19 protein-coding genes are annotated in these 20,471 nt (G+C 51.1%); 11 read left to right on the top strand and 8 right to left on the bottom strand.

The window, feature by feature from the left end; all coding sequences use genetic code 11:
• Positions 1-26 precede the first annotated feature (26 nt).
• From thiI to rlmM, 5 genes are all read left to right on the top strand, one after another.
• A complete protein-coding gene (gene thiI, locus JIG40_RS16155; RefSeq protein ID WP_020328089.1) occupies positions 27-1,475 on the top strand; it encodes a tRNA uracil 4-sulfurtransferase ThiI in 1,449 nt (482 codons plus the stop codon).
• 472 nt (positions 1,476-1,947) lie between these two features.
• On the top strand, positions 1,948-2,883 hold the full coding sequence (locus tag JIG40_RS16150) for a transcriptional regulator GcvA (RefSeq protein ID WP_055452227.1): 936 nt from the start codon (positions 1,948-1,950) through the stop codon (positions 2,881-2,883).
• Entirely contained in the window at positions 2,864-3,487 is a 624-nt protein-coding gene (locus JIG40_RS16145; protein WP_348541342.1) for an alpha/beta fold hydrolase, read from the top strand. Before JIG40_RS16150 ends, JIG40_RS16145 begins: the two co-directional genes overlap by 20 nt.
• Positions 3,477-3,875, top strand: a complete 399-nt coding sequence (locus JIG40_RS16140; RefSeq protein ID WP_020431373.1) for a DUF423 domain-containing protein — start codon at positions 3,477-3,479, stop codon at positions 3,873-3,875. The genes JIG40_RS16145 and JIG40_RS16140 overlap by 11 nt, the downstream gene beginning before the upstream one ends.
• A complete protein-coding gene (gene rlmM, locus JIG40_RS16135) occupies positions 3,872-4,963 on the top strand; it encodes a 23S rRNA (cytidine(2498)-2'-O)-methyltransferase RlmM (protein ID WP_020328085.1) in 1,092 nt (363 codons plus the stop codon). Before JIG40_RS16140 ends, rlmM begins: the two co-directional genes overlap by 4 nt.
• Before the next feature lie 47 nt (positions 4,964-5,010).
• Here rlmM and xni read toward each other — a convergent pair whose 3' ends face one another.
• The 5 genes from xni to queF form a co-directional block, all read right to left on the bottom strand.
• The gene (xni, locus tag JIG40_RS16130; RefSeq protein ID WP_199465642.1) at positions 5,011-5,787 is read right to left on the bottom strand and encodes a flap endonuclease Xni; all 777 of its coding nucleotides are present in this window, start codon (positions 5,785-5,787) and stop codon (positions 5,011-5,013) included.
• Between the two features lie 69 nt (positions 5,788-5,856).
• On the bottom strand, positions 5,857-7,215 hold the full coding sequence (gene ppnN, locus JIG40_RS16125; protein ID WP_020328082.1) for a nucleotide 5'-monophosphate nucleosidase PpnN: 1,359 nt from the start codon (positions 7,213-7,215) through the stop codon (positions 5,857-5,859).
• A gap of 384 nt (positions 7,216-7,599) precedes the next feature.
• Positions 7,600-9,165 (bottom strand): GGDEF domain-containing protein, encoded by a 1,566-nt coding sequence (locus JIG40_RS16120; RefSeq protein WP_061056768.1) that lies wholly within the window; start codon positions 9,163-9,165, stop codon positions 7,600-7,602.
• A gap of 108 nt (positions 9,166-9,273) precedes the next feature.
• The gene (locus tag JIG40_RS16115; protein WP_199465641.1) at positions 9,274-11,544 is read right to left on the bottom strand and encodes a tetratricopeptide repeat protein; all 2,271 of its coding nucleotides are present in this window, start codon (positions 11,542-11,544) and stop codon (positions 9,274-9,276) included.
• 17 nt (positions 11,545-11,561) lie between these two features.
• Positions 11,562-12,407, bottom strand: coding sequence for an NADPH-dependent 7-cyano-7-deazaguanine reductase QueF (gene queF, locus JIG40_RS16110; RefSeq protein ID WP_199465640.1), 846 nt, complete (start codon positions 12,405-12,407; stop codon positions 11,562-11,564).
• A 97-nt stretch (positions 12,408-12,504) separates the two neighbouring features.
• Here queF and syd point away from each other — a divergent pair, with 97 nt between their 5' ends.
• Complete coding sequence (gene syd, locus JIG40_RS16105) at positions 12,505-13,050, top strand: SecY-interacting protein (protein ID WP_024374281.1); 546 nt, start codon at positions 12,505-12,507, stop codon at positions 13,048-13,050.
• A 3-nt stretch (positions 13,051-13,053) separates the two neighbouring features.
• Entirely contained in the window at positions 13,054-13,830 is a 777-nt protein-coding gene (locus JIG40_RS16100) for a Zn-ribbon-containing protein (protein ID WP_165880267.1), read from the top strand.
• Positions 13,831-13,929: 99 nt separating this feature from the next.
• On the opposite strand, the gene JIG40_RS16095 is transcribed toward JIG40_RS16100, so the two are convergent.
• From JIG40_RS16095 to metN, 3 genes are all read right to left on the bottom strand, one after another.
• Positions 13,930-14,739 (bottom strand): MetQ/NlpA family lipoprotein, encoded by an 810-nt coding sequence (locus JIG40_RS16095; protein WP_020328076.1) that lies wholly within the window; start codon positions 14,737-14,739, stop codon positions 13,930-13,932.
• Between the two features lie 64 nt (positions 14,740-14,803).
• Entirely contained in the window at positions 14,804-15,481 is a 678-nt protein-coding gene (locus tag JIG40_RS16090; protein WP_020328075.1) for a methionine ABC transporter permease, read from the bottom strand.
• Complete coding sequence (metN, locus tag JIG40_RS16085; protein ID WP_047457316.1) at positions 15,471-16,505, bottom strand: methionine ABC transporter ATP-binding protein MetN; 1,035 nt, start codon at positions 16,503-16,505, stop codon at positions 15,471-15,473. The genes JIG40_RS16090 and metN overlap by 11 nt, the downstream gene beginning before the upstream one ends.
• Positions 16,506-16,718: 213 nt before the next feature.
• Between metN and gmhB the strand changes: the two genes are divergently transcribed.
• The 4 genes from gmhB to treB all read left to right on the top strand — a co-directional run bounded on the left by gmhB (position 16,719) and on the right by treB (position 20,467).
• Complete coding sequence (gene gmhB / locus JIG40_RS16080; RefSeq protein ID WP_020431363.1) at positions 16,719-17,276, top strand: D-glycero-beta-D-manno-heptose 1,7-bisphosphate 7-phosphatase; 558 nt, start codon at positions 16,719-16,721, stop codon at positions 17,274-17,276.
• Between the two features lie 130 nt (positions 17,277-17,406).
• Positions 17,407-17,742: an MliC family protein gene (locus JIG40_RS16075; protein WP_020431361.1), complete on the top strand. Its 336-nt coding sequence runs from the start codon at positions 17,407-17,409 to the stop codon at positions 17,740-17,742.
• 72 nt (positions 17,743-17,814) lie between these two features.
• The gene (treR, locus tag JIG40_RS16070; protein ID WP_024374285.1) at positions 17,815-18,768 is read left to right on the top strand and encodes a trehalose operon repressor TreR; all 954 of its coding nucleotides are present in this window, start codon (positions 17,815-17,817) and stop codon (positions 18,766-18,768) included.
• A 274-nt stretch (positions 18,769-19,042) separates the two neighbouring features.
• On the top strand, positions 19,043-20,467 hold the full coding sequence (gene treB, locus JIG40_RS16065; RefSeq protein WP_199465639.1) for a PTS trehalose transporter subunit IIBC: 1,425 nt from the start codon (positions 19,043-19,045) through the stop codon (positions 20,465-20,467).
• Positions 20,468-20,471: the final 4 nt, after the last annotated feature.

Below are 20,471 nucleotides of genomic sequence, written 5' to 3'. Positions count from 1 at the left end.
GTTCAAATCAAATTGCGAATAACCTTATGAAATTTATAGTTAAGCCCCATCCAGAAATTTTCATTAAAAGTGAATCGGTGCGTAAGCGCTTCACTAAAATTCTTGAAAGCAATATTCGCAATATCATCAAGAGTCGTACCACTGGTGTGGCGGTATTCAACCGTCGCGATCATATTGAAGTTTCTGCGAACAGCAGTGATTTCTTTGCGGAAACACTGGAAATTCTGAAGACCACTCCGGGCATTCAACAAGTGCTGGAAGTGAAGCAATCGGAATTCAAAGATCTGCACGATATTTACGAGCAAGTGCTGCTGCAAAGCCGTCATCTGATTGAAGGCAAAACCTTCGTGGTGCGCGCTAAACGTCGTGGTAAGCATGAGTTCACTTCGATTGAGCTGGAACGTTACGTTGGCGGCGGCCTGAACCAGGCGGTAGAAAGCGCCAAAGTGCGTCTGAAAAATCCAGATGTGACCATTAATGTGGAAATCAACGATGGTCTGCTGAATCAGGTTATTGCCCGCCATAAAGGCTTAGGTGGTTTCCCTCTGGGTACGCAGGAAGATGTGCTGAGCCTGATTTCTGGTGGTTTTGACTCGGGTGTCTCCAGCTACCTGCACATCAAACGTGGTTCAAAAGTGCATTACTGCTTCTTCAACCTGGGCGGTCCGGCACACGAAATCGGCGTAAAACAGGTGGCTTACTACCTGTGGCACAAATACGGTTCTTCAGCCAAAGTGCGTTTTATCTCAGTGGATTTCGAGCCTGTGGTGGCAGAAATTCTGGAGAAAGTTGACGATGGCCAGATGGGCGTGATCCTAAAACGCATGTTCATGCGTGCGGCAGGCCAGATTGCAGAGAAATTCGGCATTCAGGCACTGGTGACGGGTGAAGCGCTGGGTCAGGTATCCAGTCAGACTCTGACTAACCTGCGCCACATCGATAACGTAACTGATACGCTGATTCTGCGTCCGCTGATCAACTGGGACAAAGACGATATCATCAGCCTGGCTCGTGAGATCGGTACAGAAGACTTTGCCAAGACCATGCCGGAATACTGCGGCGTGATCTCGAAGAGTCCGACCGTGAAAGCCGTCAAAGCCAAACTGGAAGCGGAAGAAGCCAAGTTCGATTTCTCGATTCTGGATAAAGTGATATACGACGCGCGTCAGATGGACATTCGTGACATCGAAAAAGAGTCGCAGCAGCAAGCGCCGGAAGTGGAGCTGGTGACGGCGGTTCAGGAGCACGCGGTGGTGCTGGATATCCGTAGCCCGGATGAAGAAGATGAGAAACCGCTGGAGCTTGAAGGCGTGGAAGTCAAACACCTGCCGTTCTACAAACTGGCGACTCAGTTTGGCGATCTGGACCAGTCTAAGACTTACCTGTTGTACTGCGAACGCGGTGTGATGAGCCGACTGCAAGCGCTGTACCTGAAAGAACAGGGTTTCGACAATATTAAAGTTTACCGCCCGTAACACTGTCGGTAGATAAAGAGAAACGCAAATCGCTGGTCGGTTTGCGTTTTTTTTCGCCTCGACGCAGCATTAGATTTATTTACCTTTTGTTACACACTAGGCGCGGGTTTATCGACACTAGGCGCGGGTTTATCGACACTGGAAGCAAGGTAACGGCACAAATCGCAGGCATAAAAAAACACCGCCCTGAGGCGGTGCTAAATAATTTGACAGACAGGTCAAAAAATAAATACAGGAAGTATATGTTTTGCGGCAGGGGATAACTGCACAAAACAGGTGGTAGAAATCTACCTAACTCGAAAATCGAGTTTGCAAACACAACATCGCAACAACTAAGCCCATTGATTCTAAAGAGAATCAAGCCGTTCAGGCCCGCGTTGCGGGGTGAAATATAGATTTTCTCTGGCTGGTTAGCAACGGACAATTTATAATGTTTCAGATTAAAAAAACTAATCTGTTACAGAGTGTCCTCATGTCCAGAAGATTGCCACCATTAAACTCGCTGAAAGTGTTTGAAGCTGCAGCGCGCCACCTGAGTTTTACCCGGGCGGCGGAAGAGCTGTTTGTTACCCAGGCCGCGGTGAGTCATCAAATTAAAGCGTTGGAAGAGTTTCTCGGTTTGAAACTGTTTCGCCGTCGCAACCGCTCTCTGCTGCTCACCGAAGAAGGGCAGAGCTATTTTCTCGATATCAAAGACATCTTTGGTTCGCTGGCAGAAGCGACCGATAAATTGTTGGAGCGCAGTGAAAAAGGCGCGCTGACCATCAGTCTGCCGCCGAGTTTTGCTATTCAGTGGCTGGTGCCGCGTCTGGCGGATTTCAACCAGCAAGAACCGGATATCGATGTGCGTATTAAAGCGGTCGATATGGAAGAAGGTTCGTTGACCGATGATGTGGACGTCGCTATCTACTACGGCCGTGGCAGTTGGCCGGGGCTGCGCGCTGATAAGTTGTATCAGGAGTTTCTGATCCCGCTCTGTTCGCCTTCACTACTTCTGGGCAGCAAGCCGCTGTCGACATTAAAAGATTTGGCCCATCATACATTGCTGCACGATACCTCGCGCAAAGACTGGAAACAGTTTGCCAAAGAGAACGGCCTCGACAGCGTAAACGTTAATCACGGACCGATTTTCAGTCACTCCACCATGGTATTGCAGGCGGCGGCGCATGGGCAGGGTGTCGCGTTGGGCAACAACGTATTAGCGCAGCCTGAGTTAGACGCGGGGCGCTTAGTGGCGCCGTTCGATGAAGTTCTGATGACCAAAAACGCATTCTACGTGGTGTGCCATGAGAAGCAGGCGGACATGGGGCGAATTGCGACATTCCGAGACTGGATGCTGAAAAAAGCCCGCCGCGAACAAGAGGATTTACTTGATGACAGCAGCCTCCATGACGCCAGTACGCATTGATGGCGAGCATAACCCGCTGACGTTTATTTTTGCGCACGGTGCGGGTGCCGATATGGATCACGATTTTATGGCGGCGGTGGCAAGTGGTTTGGCTGCACGTGGCATTCGCGTGGTGCGATTCAACTTTCCGTATATGGTCAAACGGGCGGAAGATGGCAAGCGCCGTCCGCCGGATCGTGCGCCGAAACTGCTGGAAGCGTTTGAAGCGGTGATAGCGGAGTACGCTTCAGGTTCGGTGGTGATCGGCGGCAAATCGATGGGAGGACGAATGGCGTCGCTACTGAGTGCCCATCCGCAAGTGGCGGGTATCGCGTGTCTGGGTTTTCCGTTTCACCCTCCGGGCAAGCCGGAAAAGTTCAAAGGGGATCACTTGGCAGACATCGACAAGCCCACGCTGATCCTGCAAGGCGAACGTGACACGTTTGGTACGCAGTTGGAGTGTGCAACATTCTCATTCAGCCCAAATGTTTCTCTCGCTTTTCTGCCGGATGGCGACCACAGCTTCAAACCGCGCAAGTCTTCAGGGTATACCGAAGCGCAAAACATCGCCTTGGCGGTGAAAAACTTAAGTCAGTTTATTATTGAGGTGTACGATGAAAAGTAAGTCATTACTTACCTTGGGTGGCCTGTTTTCCGGGATTGCCGTTGCACTGGGCGCATTTGCAGCTCACGGCCTGAAAGCCAAATTGAGTCCACACCTGCTTGAGGTGTTTCAAACGGGTGTGCAGTATCAGTTTATTCATGCGGCGGCGCTGATTGTCTGCGGTATTCTGCTGCAGCTGTCACTAACAGAAAAAGCGCGAAACTATTTTAGCCGCGCGGCGATTTGCTTTATCATCGGCATCTTTTGTTTTAGCGGCAGCCTGTACGCCTTAGCACTGACGGGTGCAAAATGGTTTGGTCCCATCACGCCGATGGGCGGTCTGCTGTTTATGATCGGCTGGGGATTATTTACCTTCGCGGCCATGAATATTAAAGAGGTCAAGCAGTGAAACAAGTCATGCTCTATTGCCGCGCAGGTTTTGAAAAAGAGTGCGCCGGTGAGATTCAGGACAAAGCCACGCAACTGGAAGTGTATGGTTTCCCGCGTATGCAGAAGAACAGCGGCTATGTGTTGTTTGAGTGCTATCAGGAAGGCGATGCGCAAAAGCTGATCAAAGAGCTGGATTTTCAGGCCTTGATTTTTGCCCGCCAGATGTTTGCGGTGGCGGCAGAGTTCACTGAACTGCCAAAAGATGACCGTATTTCTCCTATTCTGACGCAGTTGTCAGAATTTGAAGGTTTTCCGCGCTGCGGCGATCTGCGTGTGGAAACGCCGGATACTAACGAAGCCAAAGAGCTGCTCAAGTTCTGTCGTAAGTTTACCGTGCCGCTGCGCCAAGCACTGCGTGGTAAAGGGGTACTGTTCGCGAAAGAGCATCCGAAAAAGCCAGTGCTGCACGTGTGCTTTGTCGCGCCGGGCCACTGTTTTGCCGGTTACTCGCTGAGTTCAAACAATTCGCAGTTCTTTATGGGCATTCCACGCCTGAAGTTTCCTGCTGATGCGCCAAGCCGTTCAACCCTGAAGCTGGAAGAAGCGTTCCACGTGTTTATTCCGCGTGAAGAGTGGGATACCCGTTTGGCGTCTGGCATGTGGGCGGTGGATCTCGGCGCGTGTCCGGGTGGCTGGACATATCAGTTGGTGAAACGTTCGATGTTCGTGCACGCGATTGATAACGGCATGATGGCAGAAAGCCTGATGGAAACCGGTCAGGTGAAACACCACATGGTAGACGGTTTTAAGTTTGAGCCGCCGCGTAAGAACGTGACCTGGTTGGTGTGTGACATGATTGAAAAGCCATCACGCGTGGCACAACTGATGGGCGAATGGATCATCAGTGGCTGGGCGAAAGAGGCGATTTTCAACCTGAAATTGCCAATGAAAGGTCGCTACGATGAAGTGTTGGAAGACATTGAAAACCTGAAGATCTTCCTCAAAGAGCACCACGTCAAGTTCCGTTTGCAGGCGAAGCATCTTTACCACGATCGCGAAGAGATCACGGTACACGTTCAGGCACTGACGAATATATCTCCGCACTAATATCGTGACAGAGTTGAAACAAAAAACGCTCCTTAAGGAGCGTTTTTTTATGCCGGCGACCCGCTGAAACGAATGTCCTGCAGATTAAAACCGAGTTCGATGTCGGTTTTCAGTCCGGCTACCTGCTTACATACCCGCGCCAGTTCAATGTGTTCATCGAGCTTTTTGCGGTATTTCGCGGGCAGCGCCTCACTGGCGTAAGCGCTTTCGATATCGGCAAACTGGGTCAGGATCTCTTTTGCCGCTTTAGGTCCGATTCCCGGCACGCCCGGTACCTGACTGGAGCTGACGCCAGTCAGTCCCCAATAGTCGGCTAACTGGCTAGGTTTGACACCAAATTCTTTGTCGATAAACGGTTCATCCAGCCAGCGATGCTGAAAGTAGTCGCGAATTTGCAGCGTTGGCGACAGCAGTTGGCAGTAACCTTTGTCGGTGGAAATGATGGTGACTTTTTCCTGATGTGCGGCGACCTTGGTTGCCAGTGTTGCCACCAGGTCGTCAGCTTCATCACCGTCGGAGAGCAGGGAATCGATACCCAGTCCCCACCAGGCTTGCTGAATCTTGTCTAATCCTTGTTGCAGAGGCAGAGGCATGGGTTTGCGCCCCGCTTTGTAGCCCGGCAGAATCTCGGCGCGCCAGCCTCGGTCTTGCAGGTGATGGTCAAACACCGCGATGATATGGGTGGGTTCGGCTTCGCCAATGATACGTTGCAGCGTGCGACTGGTGGTCTCTATGGTTCTCGCAATATCGGTTTCATCCAGCTGGGCGGAGTGCACACGACGAATGAGATTAAGAGCATCGATGATGACGAGATGGATAGACATAACAATTCAAAAAAATAAGGGCTGTTAGGCCCTTATTGTAATGAAATTCAATGGGATTGCTACCAAGCGTCAGGTGACGATGCGATAACACGGCACATAAGCGGAGCCACCCGGCAGTTTCATGCGATTCTGATCGACGAAGTCTTTCAGCAAACGGTCCATTTTCTTCATCAACACCGGGTCGCCGTGAATCTCAAACGGACCTTTGCGCTCAATCTCATGGATCCCTTCGGCCTTCACGTTGCCCGCCACAATGCCAGAGAAGGCGCGGCGCAGGTTGGCGGCCAGCACTTCCGGACGTTGGTTGAGATGCAGATCCAGGTTGGACATGCTTTCGTGGTTAGGCTCGAATGGCAGCTGGAATTCCGGCTCAATCTTGAGTGACCAGTTGAAGCTGTAAGCATCTTCATTGTCTTTGCGGTGCTGACGAACCGTTGGCATCGCATTTTTCATGATACGCGCCGCTTCCGCAGGATCGTCAATCACGATGGTGTAGTGCTTACGCGCTTCATCACCCAGCGTATCGGCGATGAACTGGTCGATAGATCGGAAGTACGCTTCACTCTCTTTCGGGCCCGTCAGCACGATTGGCATTGGCTGATGAGTGTTTTCCGGATGCATCATAATACCCAGAATATACAGCAACTCTTCGGCAGTACCCGGGCCACCCGGGAAGATGATGATGCCGTGTGCCAGACGCACAAACGCTTCCAGACGTTTTTCGATATCTGGCATGATCACCAGCTCGTTAACGATGGGGTTTGGTGGCTCAGCGGCAATGATTGATGGTTCAGTCAGGCCCAGATAGCGCTGCTCGTGAAAGCGTTGTTTCGCATGACCGATGGCCGCGCCTTTCATTGGGCCTTCCATTGCACCCGGTCCACAACCGGTACAGATGTTGAGTTCACGCAGACCCAGTTCATGGCCCACTTCTCGGGTGTATTGGTATTCGATTTCATTGATCGAGTGACCACCCCAACACACCACCAGATTCGGAATGATGCCCGGGATCAGGGTTCCCGCGTTACGCAGAATGCCAAACACCAGGTTAGTTATATGGGTTGAGTTGGTCAGGTTCAGACGCTGACTGTCGGCCAGATGCATGTTGACGTACACGATGTCGCGCAGTACGGAAAACAGATGCTCCTGAATGCCTTTGATGATGTGACCGTCGACAAACGCGTGATCTGGCGGATTAGTCAGTTCGAGCTTAATGCCGCGCTCACGGCGCAGAACCGTAACGTCGAAATTCTTATACAAATCGAGCAACTCTTTGGAGTTGTCGGTATGGCTGCCAGAGTTCAGGACCGCAAGGCTACAGTTGCGGTACAGCTGGTACAGATCACTGGATGCGGTTTTTTTCAGTCGTTCTACTTCAAGCTGCGACAACAGATCCATGCTGCCGGCTGGGCTGACTTGAGTGATCATGCTGACCTCCTTTCTTTAGAGGTTAATCATAGTCCACCTGCGCGCTTGGCTGATGAGTTCTTTGAGTCTTGCGTCGCTCGTTTCGCAGAGGTGGGGCAATCATCCGGAATGTTCAGCGGTGGTCGATGACCGACCTGAGGAGAAACCGGGTTCTTTGGTTCGTGGAAGTGGCTGAGACTTGCTCAGCGACGTCAACGAGTTAGCGTACTTAACTAATTGATATTACGGTTTCAATCTTGTGCGGATCTGTGGAAATGGGAAATATTGTGCCGCATCAGATGTGAGTTTGGTCACTAAAAATGTGTCACTAAGGTTAAAAAATAACCGAATAACAAAGGGGAAGGGGGATTGATGCTGCAATCTGCAACGACAATTTCCAGCCGATTACTTCCAGGCGATTTGGTTCGGGCCGTATTTCTTCACATCCACCAGTGAGCGGTGCACGCGCTCAAGCACGGTTTCCGGCGTATCGGATTCTTTGAAGCAGGTGCTTGAAGCGGTCAGCGTGATGGTGATGTTCTTGTCGCGGAACTTAAACGGCAGTTTGGAGACGTTGCGCTGAATCTGTTGAATGATTTGGTAGCACTCATTATCTGTGTGTTCCGGTAGCAGCAGGATGAACTCTTCCCCGGAAAAACGGGCGACAGTGTCGGTATCATCGAGCTCTTTGCTGATGGTGCGCGCAATGATTTTCAGCGCTTTATCACCGGCCATGTAACCAAAACTGTCGTTAATGGTTTTGAATTTATCGATATCCAGCATGACGATACGCAGTGAGTGCTGAGCGCGAATCCAGCGGCGGTATTCCAGTTCCAGACGATCGTTGAATGCCGTGCGGTTGTACACCTTAGTCAGTGGATCCTGCAACATGCGCTGCGCCTGATCTTCCAGACGGCGGCGGTAATCCTGCGTGATTTCAAACAGCGCTTCCATCTGGTTGCGGGTGTACTGCATGCGTTCAATCAGGGCCTGTTCACGCTGTTCGGCGTGAGTCAGACGTTCTGACAGCGACGAGAGTTCATCCAGCATCGGTTCCAGTTTGGCTTTGGTTGGCGCCAGTTCGGTGCCCTCTTTCAACGCCGCCTGACTGCGCGCGACCAGAGTGTTCAGTTCCTGATGCATCTCCTGGCGGTGAGCCTGATAGTTGAGGCTCTGATCGACGTTCTGATTCACGCTCTTGATGTTGTTCGCCAGTGAGCTGTTGACCTGCTCGAGGAATTTCTCCGAACTCTTACGTTCGAAGTTGGTGCCGGCAATCACCAGTTTGAGCACTTCCAGTGTCAGCTCTAACAGGGTTTGAGTGTTCACACCTGTCAGTAGCTTGGCACGGATGTCAGTCAGCAGATCGCCTGATTCGCCGTCAAAATCAAGTTCGGTAATGAGGTTTTGCAGCTCTTCGCTGAGACGTGCCAATAATTCTTTGTCAGCACTTTGGTTCAGTTCATCGACCACAGCTTGTGGGTTGGCGGTAATGATTTTGACTGAACGTTCGTAGATACCGAGCAGACGCATGGCCTGATCGGCTTTAGGCAGCTGTTGAGCGGCAGAAAAGCTGAGTAAATCACGCAGATCGCGCTTCACTTTTGAAGGCAGGCCGGGTACGCGCAGCAGGATCTCGCCGCTGTGTTTGATCTGAGAGTCGAGGTGAGTACTCTGCTTTTCCATAGTCAACGTTTGTTGCTTCAACATGCGCTCCAGTACGGCCAGACGAGGTATGAGCGAGCTTATATCTTTCTGCTGCTCAATGGCTTGACGCAGCTCAGCTAAATAACCATTCAATTGATGGTTCTCGCCTCGGCAAGCCAGACTTAAAGATGCGACGATACGTTTCAGGACTTTTTGTTCTCGGTTAAATTTGAACGAAGTATCCCGATGTGTCAAACGTGTCTGTTCCAGCTGACTGCGCAGCTGGCTTAACTGATTTTGGATATCTTGCTCGAGAACGCCCATCGACAACAAACTACAGCTTTGGATCAATCCTGATCCTATTTAGTGATTTATCGATAATAACAAAAAAAACTTGTTCGTCACGATTTCAGCGCGTTAACCGCGTAGCTTTTATCCATCTTTTAAAAGTTTTTTGATGTTCTCCTCATTCTTGTACGAGGAGTGCACTTTGATCAGTCCCTGATTGATGGCGTGCTTACACGATTTACGAATATTGTTGGAAGCAAAACTGGCCGCTGGCGCATTGTCGATCGCCCGCAGATAGACCCAGTGGCTGCTGTTTTCCTTAATACTCAGATCGCGCGCGACACTGGCGGCCATGAGCAGAATATCCAACAATTCCTTATCATTGATCGCAGTATAGGCACGTGGCAGGAACGGATAATCGGCAATCCCCATGCGAATGATTCGGTTCAGGCGGCGCTCAGGTTGAAACTCCTGAATCCAGGCCTGCACTTTGTTAAACAGATCTTCCGGTGGGCGCTCACGATCCGGGCACGGTTCGATATACAGCAGGTTGGCATCGGAGAAATGGTACAAACGCGCCTTGTCATTACCGATTTTGGTTTTGAGGAATGCGCCAAAGGCGTGCTCCAGCTCCAGACCTGCGCTGTAGCCATGCTGCAGATACATGTTGCGCAGGAACGGAATGTCGATCATCGCAAAACGCAGTCGATCATTGAGCGGTTCATGGATCAGTTCACCAATATGCCACTGTTCATAGTTCTGACTGCTGCGCTCCAGTGAAGAGAGCAGGCGCGAATTGAGCATGCGCAGATTGTGCAGGCGCGAACGTGAGTGGGTGTAGAGGTTACTGTTGAGCTCGTCGATCTCTTCTTTCTGACGCTGAATCACGTAGCCGCGGCGCAGCAGCAATAAAAAGAACACCGCGCTGGCAATAAACAGCGCAAAGGCGATTTTCTGAAACTTGCTGTACTCGCGCTGAATCTCTTGCAGCTCTTTTTCCTGACCGACCAGATGCAGGGTCTGTTCCACGAACTCCTTCTGCTGACGAAACGCATCTTCACTGATCTGATTGAGCTTTTCCTGCCGGATCAGTGCGATTGCATTGCTGTGCTTGACGTTTTCCAGTGCGTCAGCGAATTTGCCCATCTGTTCATAGCCGAAAGACATCAAGCGGTACGCTTGCTCTTCAATGGCTAAGTCGCCTGCGGTCTGGCCGATGGTCAGTGCTTGCTGCGCCTGTGCAATCACGCGCTGGCTCTGGTTCTGATGATAAGCAAGGCCCGCATTGAGCAGCGCAGCCCGGCCTTTCAGGCGTGGAATGTCGGTGTAGCTGAGCAGTTCTTCAGCCCGTGCCAGATACTGTTCGGTGAGCGGATAGTTGAACAATTGTAGATAGGTCGCGGCGAGGCTGAGGCGCACTTCAATCACATTCTCGATGTCGTTGTCACTGCTTTCGTGGTCAATCACATTAAAGTAATGCACCAGCGCCAGGTTGTATTTACCTTGCTGGTAATAGACATCGCCCATGCGTTTCAGTACAGCGGCCAGCGCCGGCGATTTATCGTAGTTGTCGTAGAAATCGGCCGCTTGCGAGAGGTGCACTAACGCTTTATCCAGTACGCGGCGTTCATAGAACAGCTGCGCCAGCAGGGTGTTGGTTTTTGCCAGCAGGGCGCTGGAGTTGCTTTCGATGGCGCTCCAGTAAGACATTAATAGCTCGGACAGCGCGAGGTTATACAGCTCGTGAGTCAGATAGTGCTCACCGACCACCAGGTGGTATTCGATCTGCGGCTTTTTCGATTGCAGCGAATCCACGTAAGGTTTCACCTCAGCAAACAAGCGATTGGCGAGCTCAATGTCGTTGGCCTTCGAGGCGATCTCAGCACGCAGCATCGTCATTTTGTAGTCGATGCCTTTGGCTAACTGATCGGCATTTTTGATCGCTTCATACTGGCGTGCGATGTCACGCAATTTCTCACGGGCGTCGCTGGCATTGTCGTCAAAGCGCCAGTGCAAACGCACATCAAGGATTTCCACTTCCAGTTGCAGATAAGGCAATTGGTATTGCAGCGCCAGATCGCGCGCTTCTTCGAGCAGCTTAAAGGCGCTTTGTTGGTAGCCGAGGTTGAACTCGGCTTTGGCCAGAATCTTCAGCGCATCGATGGTACTGCCGGGCGTGCGCACCCGGCTGTCGGTTTCATCGCGCGAAATGGTGGTGGGGCTTTTCTCCGCTTTGTCCGCCAGTTTGCGTTCGGATAGATACTCGGTAGCCAGCGATTTGGCTTGCGCCGGTGAGATCTCAATCAAACCATCGGCTTCGTTCAGTGTCGGTGACGAATAGATGGTGGCGTAGGTCCAGGTCGAAAATGAGAGCAGAGCCAAACCCAGCCAGTGCTTCCAGCGAAGAAAAGTCATCCTGTCGAAAATCCTTGTTATTGACGAGCCATGCGTTGATTGTTGGCCGGAGCCGTCTGGTGGCTTGAGCGGAACGGGTTGATATCCAGACCGCCGCGACGCGTATAGCGCGCCAGTACGGTCAGATGCTCCGGATGACAGTAACGGCTGATATCGGTAAAGATACGCTCAACACACTGCTCGTGGAACTCGTTGTGCTCACGGAATGAGACGATATAACGCAGCAGAGCTTCGCGATCGATTTTCGGGCCGCGATAAGCGATTTCCACGCTGCCCCAGTCTGGCTGGTTGGTGATCAAACAGTTGGATTTAAGCAGATGGCTGTGCAGTGTCTCTTCGACGATCTCATCGCTGCCGGCTCCCGCGAGCAAAGTATCATCAAAATCGTAGCTGCTGATCTCGATGTCCTGATCGTCGATGCATTCGCCCTGCATAGTCACAATCGGCTGCGCGGTATAGGCCGCCAGAGGTTTGACTTCTACCTGAACACTCTCGCCCGCGCAGGCCGACAGATCGTTTTGCAGGCAAGCCTGAACTTCAGCCCAGTCAGCAAATCGCGTCTGGTTGAAACTGTTGAGATAAAGTTTGAACGATTTCGACTCGATCAGGTTGGCACTGGTGGCCGGAATCGCGACTTCGCCGATCGCAACCTGCGGCAGGCCTTTGTCGTTCAGCCACGACAGCTCATACAGAGTCCAGATATCACAGCCCAAAAACGGCAGTTCGTTACCCAGATTCAGATCGTTGCGGTTCAGGCTGCGCGGAACCGGCTGCAAAAGGGAAGGATCATACTGGTTGGCGTATTCGGTCTTCTTACCCAGCGTTAAACCCGCCAGCTCTTTTGCGTCAGAATATTTGCTCATACTTTACTGTTAATTCGATTAGAATAACCGGAATTCTACGCAATACCGCCGCGTGTGTCATCTGGCAGGCGCGACTAACCTAACTATGGAGAACGTCATGGCTCACTCAGTGGTTGAGGCCTTATTCTCGTTCAGTCAACGCTACCTTCATGCTTTTGAGCAAACCCATCAGCAATTGCCGTATAACGAAGAACTGCTCGATTGGCCTTCGCCTTGTGTGGTCGAGGTTCTGGCGGATCGAGTGCTTTGGCAACCCGTCCCTCGCACTCCTGCAGCCGATCTCACCAATGTCGAGCAGGGCATTGAGCTGAGCCTGCAACAAGATATCGCTCCCTTCTACGGCGCGCAGTTTGCGGCGGATATGCCAGCCAGCTGGCGTGGCCGTGCGCTGACCTTGTTGCAAGTCTGGAGTGAAGAGGATTTTCAGCGTCTGCAAGAGAACATTCTCGGCCATTTGGTGATGCAGCGCCGCCTCAAACAAAAACCCACCGTGTTTATTGCGACCACGGAAGATGAAATGGCCGTGATCTCCATTTGTAACCTGACAGGCAACGTGATTCTGGAGAAGCTCGGTACTAATCAGCGCGAAGTTCTGACCGCCGATGTGGTCGAGTTTCTGAATCAACTGGAACCGGTGGTGTAAACGATGTACGTAGTAGAACTTCAGTTTGAGTGTTTTGACAACACCACCATCAGCGCCGTCGACAAAGCCATCAATGGTTTGATGGATGCACTGCGTTACAACGGTCAGGTTCTGGGGCGCGAGTTTCCGGTTATTCTGGGTGAGGGCGAATTTTATGTGCGCGCGGTGTGCCCGGAAAAAGAGAGCCTGCATCCGAAGCATCACTCCGACTTTGTCAAGGTATGCATTAGCCGTCTGGCAGAGGCGAGCCTGTTAGCGCCGAAAGTGCGCCTGCTGGGGCGCGATATTAACTCCGAGGAAGCTGCGGAAGCGGAAGCGCCAAGCTGGCAGGTGCTGTATACCACTTACGTGCACACCTGTTCACCACTGCGCAGTGGTGAAAGCTTGCTGCCTATCCCGCTGTATCGTAATGAGCCGACGCTCAACGGCGATCATAAATCGGTGATCAAATGGCAGACGGAGTGGCAGGCGTGTGATGAGATTCAGATGGCCGGCGGCTGCAAAGCGGAGTTTGCTGCACTGCATGAGATTTGCGATGTCGACAGCGATCTGTTCCGCCGTGGCTGGGATTTGCGTGGCCGAATCGAATATCTGACTAAGATTCCCACCTACTATTATCAGTACCGCGTTGGCGGTACCAGTCTGGCGGATGAGCAGGCGCGCAAGTGCCCGAAATGCGGTGGTGAGTGGCTGCTGGACGAGCCGCTGCACGATATCTTTCATTTCAAATGCGATGATTGCCGCATTGTTTCAAATATCTCCTGGGATCATTTGAAATAGCTGAGGTTGTGGACCGGGATTAACCCTGAATGACCGCAACAAAAAAGGTTGGCATGAGGCCAACCTTTTTTTATGCATTTCACGTTGTAAAGGAAGGGATTACCAGCCTTTTACTGCGCCGCCTTGGAAGATATCCGCCGCTGCTTTCGCGACTTCATCGGTCTGGTACGCTTTCAGGAAGTTCTGTACGTTTTCTGCGTTCACGTTGTCTTGACGAGCAACCAGCAGGTTCACGTATGGTGATTCTTTGTTTTCAACGAAGATACCGTCTTTTTCCGGCGTCAGGTTGATAGAACTTGCGTAAGTGGTGTTGATGATAGACAGAGCAACATCATCCAAAGAACGTGGCAGTTGCGCTGCGTCCAGTTCAACGATTTCGATGTTTTTCGGGTTTTCAACGATGTCACGAACCGTGGCAAGCAGACCAGCATCAGCACGCAGTTTGATCAGACCTTGCTTCTCAAGCAGGATCAGAGAACGGCCCAGGTTGGTTGGATCGTTTGGTACTGCGATGCGAGCGCCGTCTTGCAGCTCATCAACCGATTTAACTTGCTTTGAGTAACCCGCGATTGGGTAAACGAAAGTGTTACCAACAATAGCCAGCTTGTAACCACGGTCAGCAATTTGCTGATCCAGGTATGGTTTGTGTTGGAATGCGTTGGCGTCGATTGAACCGTCGTCCAGAGCCGCGTTTGGTGTTACGTAGTCAGTGAAAGTAACCAGTTCTACGTCCAGATTGTATTTCTCTTTCGCAACTTTTGCTGCCACTTCAGCAACCTGTGCTTCAGCGCCTGCGATAACACCAATTTTTACTTTGCTGTTGTCGACGGTTTTTTCACCGCAGCCTGCCAGCACAAGAGCTGAAGCCGCCGCTGCAATGGTCAGTAAACCTTTAAGGCTAAATTTCATGATATTCTCCTTGTTATAAAACTTTTAACGTATCTGTGTTTAATTTTTTAAGATAAAGAACGGTTTATCTGTGATCGACGCGGCGCACCAACGTATCGCCAATCGATTGAATAATTTGTACCAGCACAATCAGCATCACAACAGTCACAGCCATGATAGTGACATCATAACGGTGGAAACCGTAACGAATTGCCACATCCCCCAAGCCACCGCCACCAACAGTGCCCGCCATCGCTGAGTAGCTCACCAGCGTCACCAAAGTAATGGTGACAGAGTTGAGGATGGTTGGCATTGCTTCTGGAATCAGTACTTTCGTGATGATCTGCATTGGCGTTGCACCCATAGATTGCGCCGCTTCTACCAGACCAGTTGGGACTTCCAGCAGAGCGCCTTCAATCAGACGTGCGACGAACGGGATAGCACCAATCGTCAGCGGCACGATAGCGGCCGTTGTGCCGATAAAGGTACCGACTAACAGTTTAGTTACTGGAATGATGGCCACCATCAAAACCAGGAACGGAACCGAGCGACCAATGTTCACAATCGCGCCCAGTACATTGTTCAGTTTGGTGTTTTCCAGCAAACCACCTTTCTTCGTAGTATGCAGAATCACACCCAATGGAATACCCAGAGCAAAGCCGACAATACCGGCAACGGCTACCATGTAAACGGTTTGCCAGGTGGCCATTAAAAGTAGGTCGCTGTTGAGTGACAACCAGCTGCTGATCGTATTAAAGGACATAACCAAGCACCTCGACTTTTACATTGTGGTCACGAAGATATTGCATCGCCGCGATATCGTCTTGTTCATTGCCGTAAATTTCGGCCACCATCATGCCGAATTTGACGCCGCCGGCGTAATCGAGATCAGAACTCAGAATGCTGACATCGATGTTAAATTTGCGCGCGATTTGCGACATCAGCGGTGCATCAACCGTTGAACCAGTAAACTCAAGGCGTACCAGTGGGTAGCTACCTTCCACTCGCTCAGCATTCAGGCGAGCCTGATAATCGTCCGGAATCGACAGATCCAGCGTTGAACGAATGAACTGATGAGCCAGTTCGGTTTTCGGGTGAGCAAAAATATCGCCGACGCTACCTTTTTCAACCAGTTCACCGCCACCGATGATCGCCACTTCGTGACAGATGCTTTTCACGACATCCATTTCGTGCGTGATCAGCAGCATGGTGATATTCAGCTTGCGGTTAATCTCTTTCAGTAGTTCCAGAATCGACTGCGTGGTCGCTGGATCCAGTGCGCTGGTGGCTTCGTCACACAGCAATACTTTCGGGTCTGACGCCAGTGCACGGGCAATGGCCACACGCTGTTTCTGACCACCACTCAGGTTTGATGGGTAGCTGTCACGTTTGTCAGCCAGACCAACCAGAGTCAGCAGCTCAGACACTTTACGCTCGATGTGCTGATCATCTTTGCCCGACAACTCCAGTGGCAGCGCAATGTTTTCAAATACTGTGCGAGAAGAGAGCAGGTTAAAGTGTTGGAAGATCATGCCGATGTTACGGCGCGTTTCCGACAACTGCTTAGAATTCAGTTTGGTTAAATCCACACCATCCACAATCACTCTGCCGCTGGTTGGAGTTTCTAACATGTTGACACAACGAATTAGAGTACTTTTACCTGCACCAGAAGAACCGATAACACCAAAAATAGTGCCTTGTGGAATATTTAGATTGATGTCTTTCAGGGCATGAATTTCTTTGTTGCCTTGATAAAACACCTTATTAACGTGACTAATCTCAATCATGTGAAAACCTGTGCAGGGATAGCAGTATAAAATTTTGAACTCTCTCTCACTTGGTAGAGGATGCTATGGGTTATCGATTGGCAAGTCAATAGATATTTTTACGTCTAGACGTCTAAACGGTTCGGTTGATCAGACGGTTAAGTAATTAGATAGTGATGAAAGAAATAAAGCGTGCAATAATTCCCGCATACAACGTTATTTGAGAGCATTATTTTGGCGAAACCTGCTGTGTTTTTAGACCGTGACGGCGTGATTAATGTCGACCATGGCTACGTGCACGACGAGCACGATTTTGAGTTTATCGAAGGGGTTTTTGAAGCAACGAAGAAGCTGCAAGAGATGGGCTACCTGTTGGTGTTGGTCACCAATCAGTCTGGCATCGCACGCGGCATGTTCAGCGAAGACCGCTTCCTGTCACTGACACAGTGGATGGACTGGAATTTTGTCGATAATGGTGTTGAGTTTGATGGCATTTATTACTGTCCGCACCACGCCGAGCATGGCGTCGGCAAATATAAAGAAGATTGCGACTGCCGCAAGCCAAAACCGGGCATGTTTATCTCGGCGCGCGACTTCCTTAAGATTGATATGGCCAAGTCTGTGATGGTCGGCGATAAAGCCGAAGACATGATGGCTGCGGATGCGGCTGGTGTCGGCACCAAGATTCTGGTTCGCACCGGTAAGCCTGTTACCGAACAGGGCGAGGCGCTGGCCACTACGGTGCTGGATAGCCTACGTGATGTACCCGCCTATCTGAGTGCCCATCGCTAAACGTTTGCAAAAGGTCGCCTCTGGCGGCCTTTTTACTCTTTATCTCCCTGTTGTCTATGCTTAATTCGAGGCATGGAACACAACATGCCGCGGCTTGCGTGTGGAATTAGGGGATAAAAAGGAGAGGCGTATGAACGTTCGGTTTGTGTGTGTGATGAGTGCGATGGCTCTGTTGGCTGGCTGCTCGTCTTCTGATGAAAATGGCAGAGATGACAGTTATAGCGTCTTCTTTCATTATCAATGTGATGGCCCATCTTCGTTCGACGTTTCTTACTCTACCGGGCAAAGTGCCATCTTACGTTTGTCGGATCACAGTTATCGCCTGATTCAGGTTGCGGCGGGCTCCGGCACCAAGTACATTCTGGATGACCATTCCACACAGGCCAATCCGATTACGCTGTTTACCAAAGGTGACGCGGCGCGATTGGAGGCGAATGGTGTCATATTCAAAAACTGCTGGAGGTAATGTTCGCTCCAGAGTTCCATTTTTCGGTGTGCGGTAAGTTTGCCGCACACACTATCAACATTAGTAGTCGTTATGGGTAAGAAACTCACTATTCTGGATATTGCAAAGCTCTCTGGTGTCGGCAAGTCGACCGTGTCTCGGGTTCTAACCAACGATCCCAAAGTCAAACCGGAAACCAGAGCCAGAGTAGAACAGGTGATAGCCGATAACGGTTATGTGCCGTCGAAATCGGCGCAGTCTATGCGCGGTGGCAGCCAGAAAGTGGTGGGAGTCATCATCTCCCGTCTCGATTCGCCATCTGAAAACCGCTCTGTCAGCAGTATGCTGCAAGTGCTCTACAGTCAAGGGTATGACGTGGTGATCATGGAAAGCCAGTTTGATCGTGATAAAACCCGCGATCATCTACAAGTGTTAGCCAAGCGCAATGTGGATGGGGTGATTATCTTTGGTTTTACGGGGCTCGATATGAACGCGTTAATGCCGTGGCACAACCGCGCTGTGGTGATCGCCATGGACTCAGAACTTGTCTCTTCAATTAACTACGATAATCAGGGCGTGATCCGCCAGGCGATCCGCTATCTGGAGCAGCAACAACTGACGAATATTGCGTTTATCGGCGTCAATCCAAAGGATAAAACCACGGGGGAAATGCGGCTGCAAGCCTATCTTGACTGGTGCCAAGATCAGCGTACCACGCCGATTTATCAGACGGGGGAGCTACACCATGAAAGTGCATACCATCTGGTGGACAAAGTGCTGACTGACAGCACTCAGGCGATTGTTTGTGCCAGTGATACCATTGCAATGGGCGTGATCAAACGCTTGCAGGAGCGCCAGCGCGAAGATGTAGTGGTCACTGGTGTCGGCGGCAATGAACTGCTGTCGTTTTTGTTTCCCAATGTTTACAGTGTCGATCCTGGTTATCGCCAAGCCGGTGAGCAGGCCGCCAACCTGCTCATTCAGCACTTGTGCGGCGAGATCGACGAATGTGTGCATCTTACCCAGAGCCCGGCAGGCGCCGCTTAATTTCACTGTGACTGCGGCGCTTACGGTGTAGCACTCAAGCGTCGTTATCCTTTTCCCTCTATTGTTTCCTTCCCTGTTTTTACCTTTCAGTTGCTCGTTGGTGAGATCGCATTTTTATGGGCGATTTCTGCGCACATTGTGATCTTTTTCAATTTATGGGACTGTTCCCATTTTTCTTCATTATTAAGTGTGTCAATATGCTCACCACTTAGTGGGAATGTTCCCATTTTAAATCAACTATTATAAATGAATAACCAATAGGGTGGACGAGGATATGAGTAAGATAGCGAAACAAGACGTTGCGCGTCTTATTGAGCTGGTCGGTGGCAATGAAAACATTGCCAGCGTAACGCACTGCCTGACACGGCTGCGTTTTGTGCTTAATGAGCCGGGCAAAGCCGATATTAAACAGCTGGAAGCGATGAATCTGGTCAAAGGCTGCTTTACCAACGCCGGCCAGTTTCAGGTCGTGATTGGCACCGAAGTCGATGAAGTCTACAAGGTGTTACTTGAACTGACGGGGCAAAGTGGCGCGTCTAAAGATGAAGCCAAGCTCGCGGCGCGTCAGAACATGAACATTCTCGAGCGTGGCATTTCCCATTTGGCTGAAATTTTTGTGCCGCTGCTGCCTGCCATCATTACCGGTGGTTTGATTCTCGGTTTTCGTAACGTCATCGGCGACATTCGTATGTTCGATGGCAAAACTCTGGTCGAAATCAGTCAGTTTTGGGCCAGTGTTCACTCTTTCCTGTGGTTGATCGGTGAAGCCATCTTCTTCTTCTTGCCGGTCGGCGTGTGTTGGTCGACGGTGAAAAAGCTCGGCGGGACGCCCATTCTGGGCATCACACTGGGGATTACTTTGGTGTCGCCACAACTGATGAATGCCTACCTGATTGGTAAGCAGGTGCCGGAAGTGTGGGATTTCGGCTGGTTTGTGATTGAAAAAGTGGGCTATCAGGCGCAGGTGATCCCGGCCATTCTGGCGGGCGTGGTACTGGCGTTTATCGAGACCAACCTGAAGCGCATCGTACCGGCCTATTTGTATCTGGTGGTGGTGCCGTTTGTGTCCATCATTCTTTCCGTGATCCTCGCGCATGCCTTTATCGGACCATTTGGTCGCGTGCTGGGCGATGTCGTGGCGTTTGCGGCGAAAGCGGCCATGACAGGTGACTTTGCTGTGCTGGGTTCGATGGTGTTTGGCTTCCTATATGCGCCATTGGTGATTACTGGGATTCACCACACCACCAACGCAGTGGATCTGCAATTGATGCAGGATTTGGGCGGCACGCCGATTTGGCCACTGATTGCGCTTTCCAACATTGCGCAGGCATCTGCTGTGGTTGGCATCATCCTGATCAGTAAGAAAGAGGGCGAACGAGATATCTCGGTTCCGGCGGCGATTTCTGCTTATCTGGGTGTGACGGAACCTGCGATGTACGGCATCAACCTCAAATACAAATTCCCGATGCTGAGCGCCATGATTGGTAGCGCGCTGGCGGCGGCCATCTGTGGCAGCTTTGGTGTGATGGCGAACGGGATCGGTGTCGGTGGTTTACCGGGTATTCTGTCGATTCAGCCTCAGTACTGGATGGTGTTCTTGATGGCGATGTTGGTGGCGATTGCTGTGCCGATTGTGCTGACGCTGTTCATGTACAAGCGCGCGCAAGCCAAAGGCCAGCTGACCTCGGCAGAAGCCTAACCCT

It is taken from the genome of Vibrio sp. bablab_jr001, assembly GCF_016464285.1.
Classification (GTDB): Bacteria; Pseudomonadota; Gammaproteobacteria; order Enterobacterales; family Vibrionaceae; genus Vibrio; species Vibrio fluvialis.
Note: the sequence above shows the minus strand (reverse complement) of the source record. Positions and strands in the feature narration are given on the sequence as shown.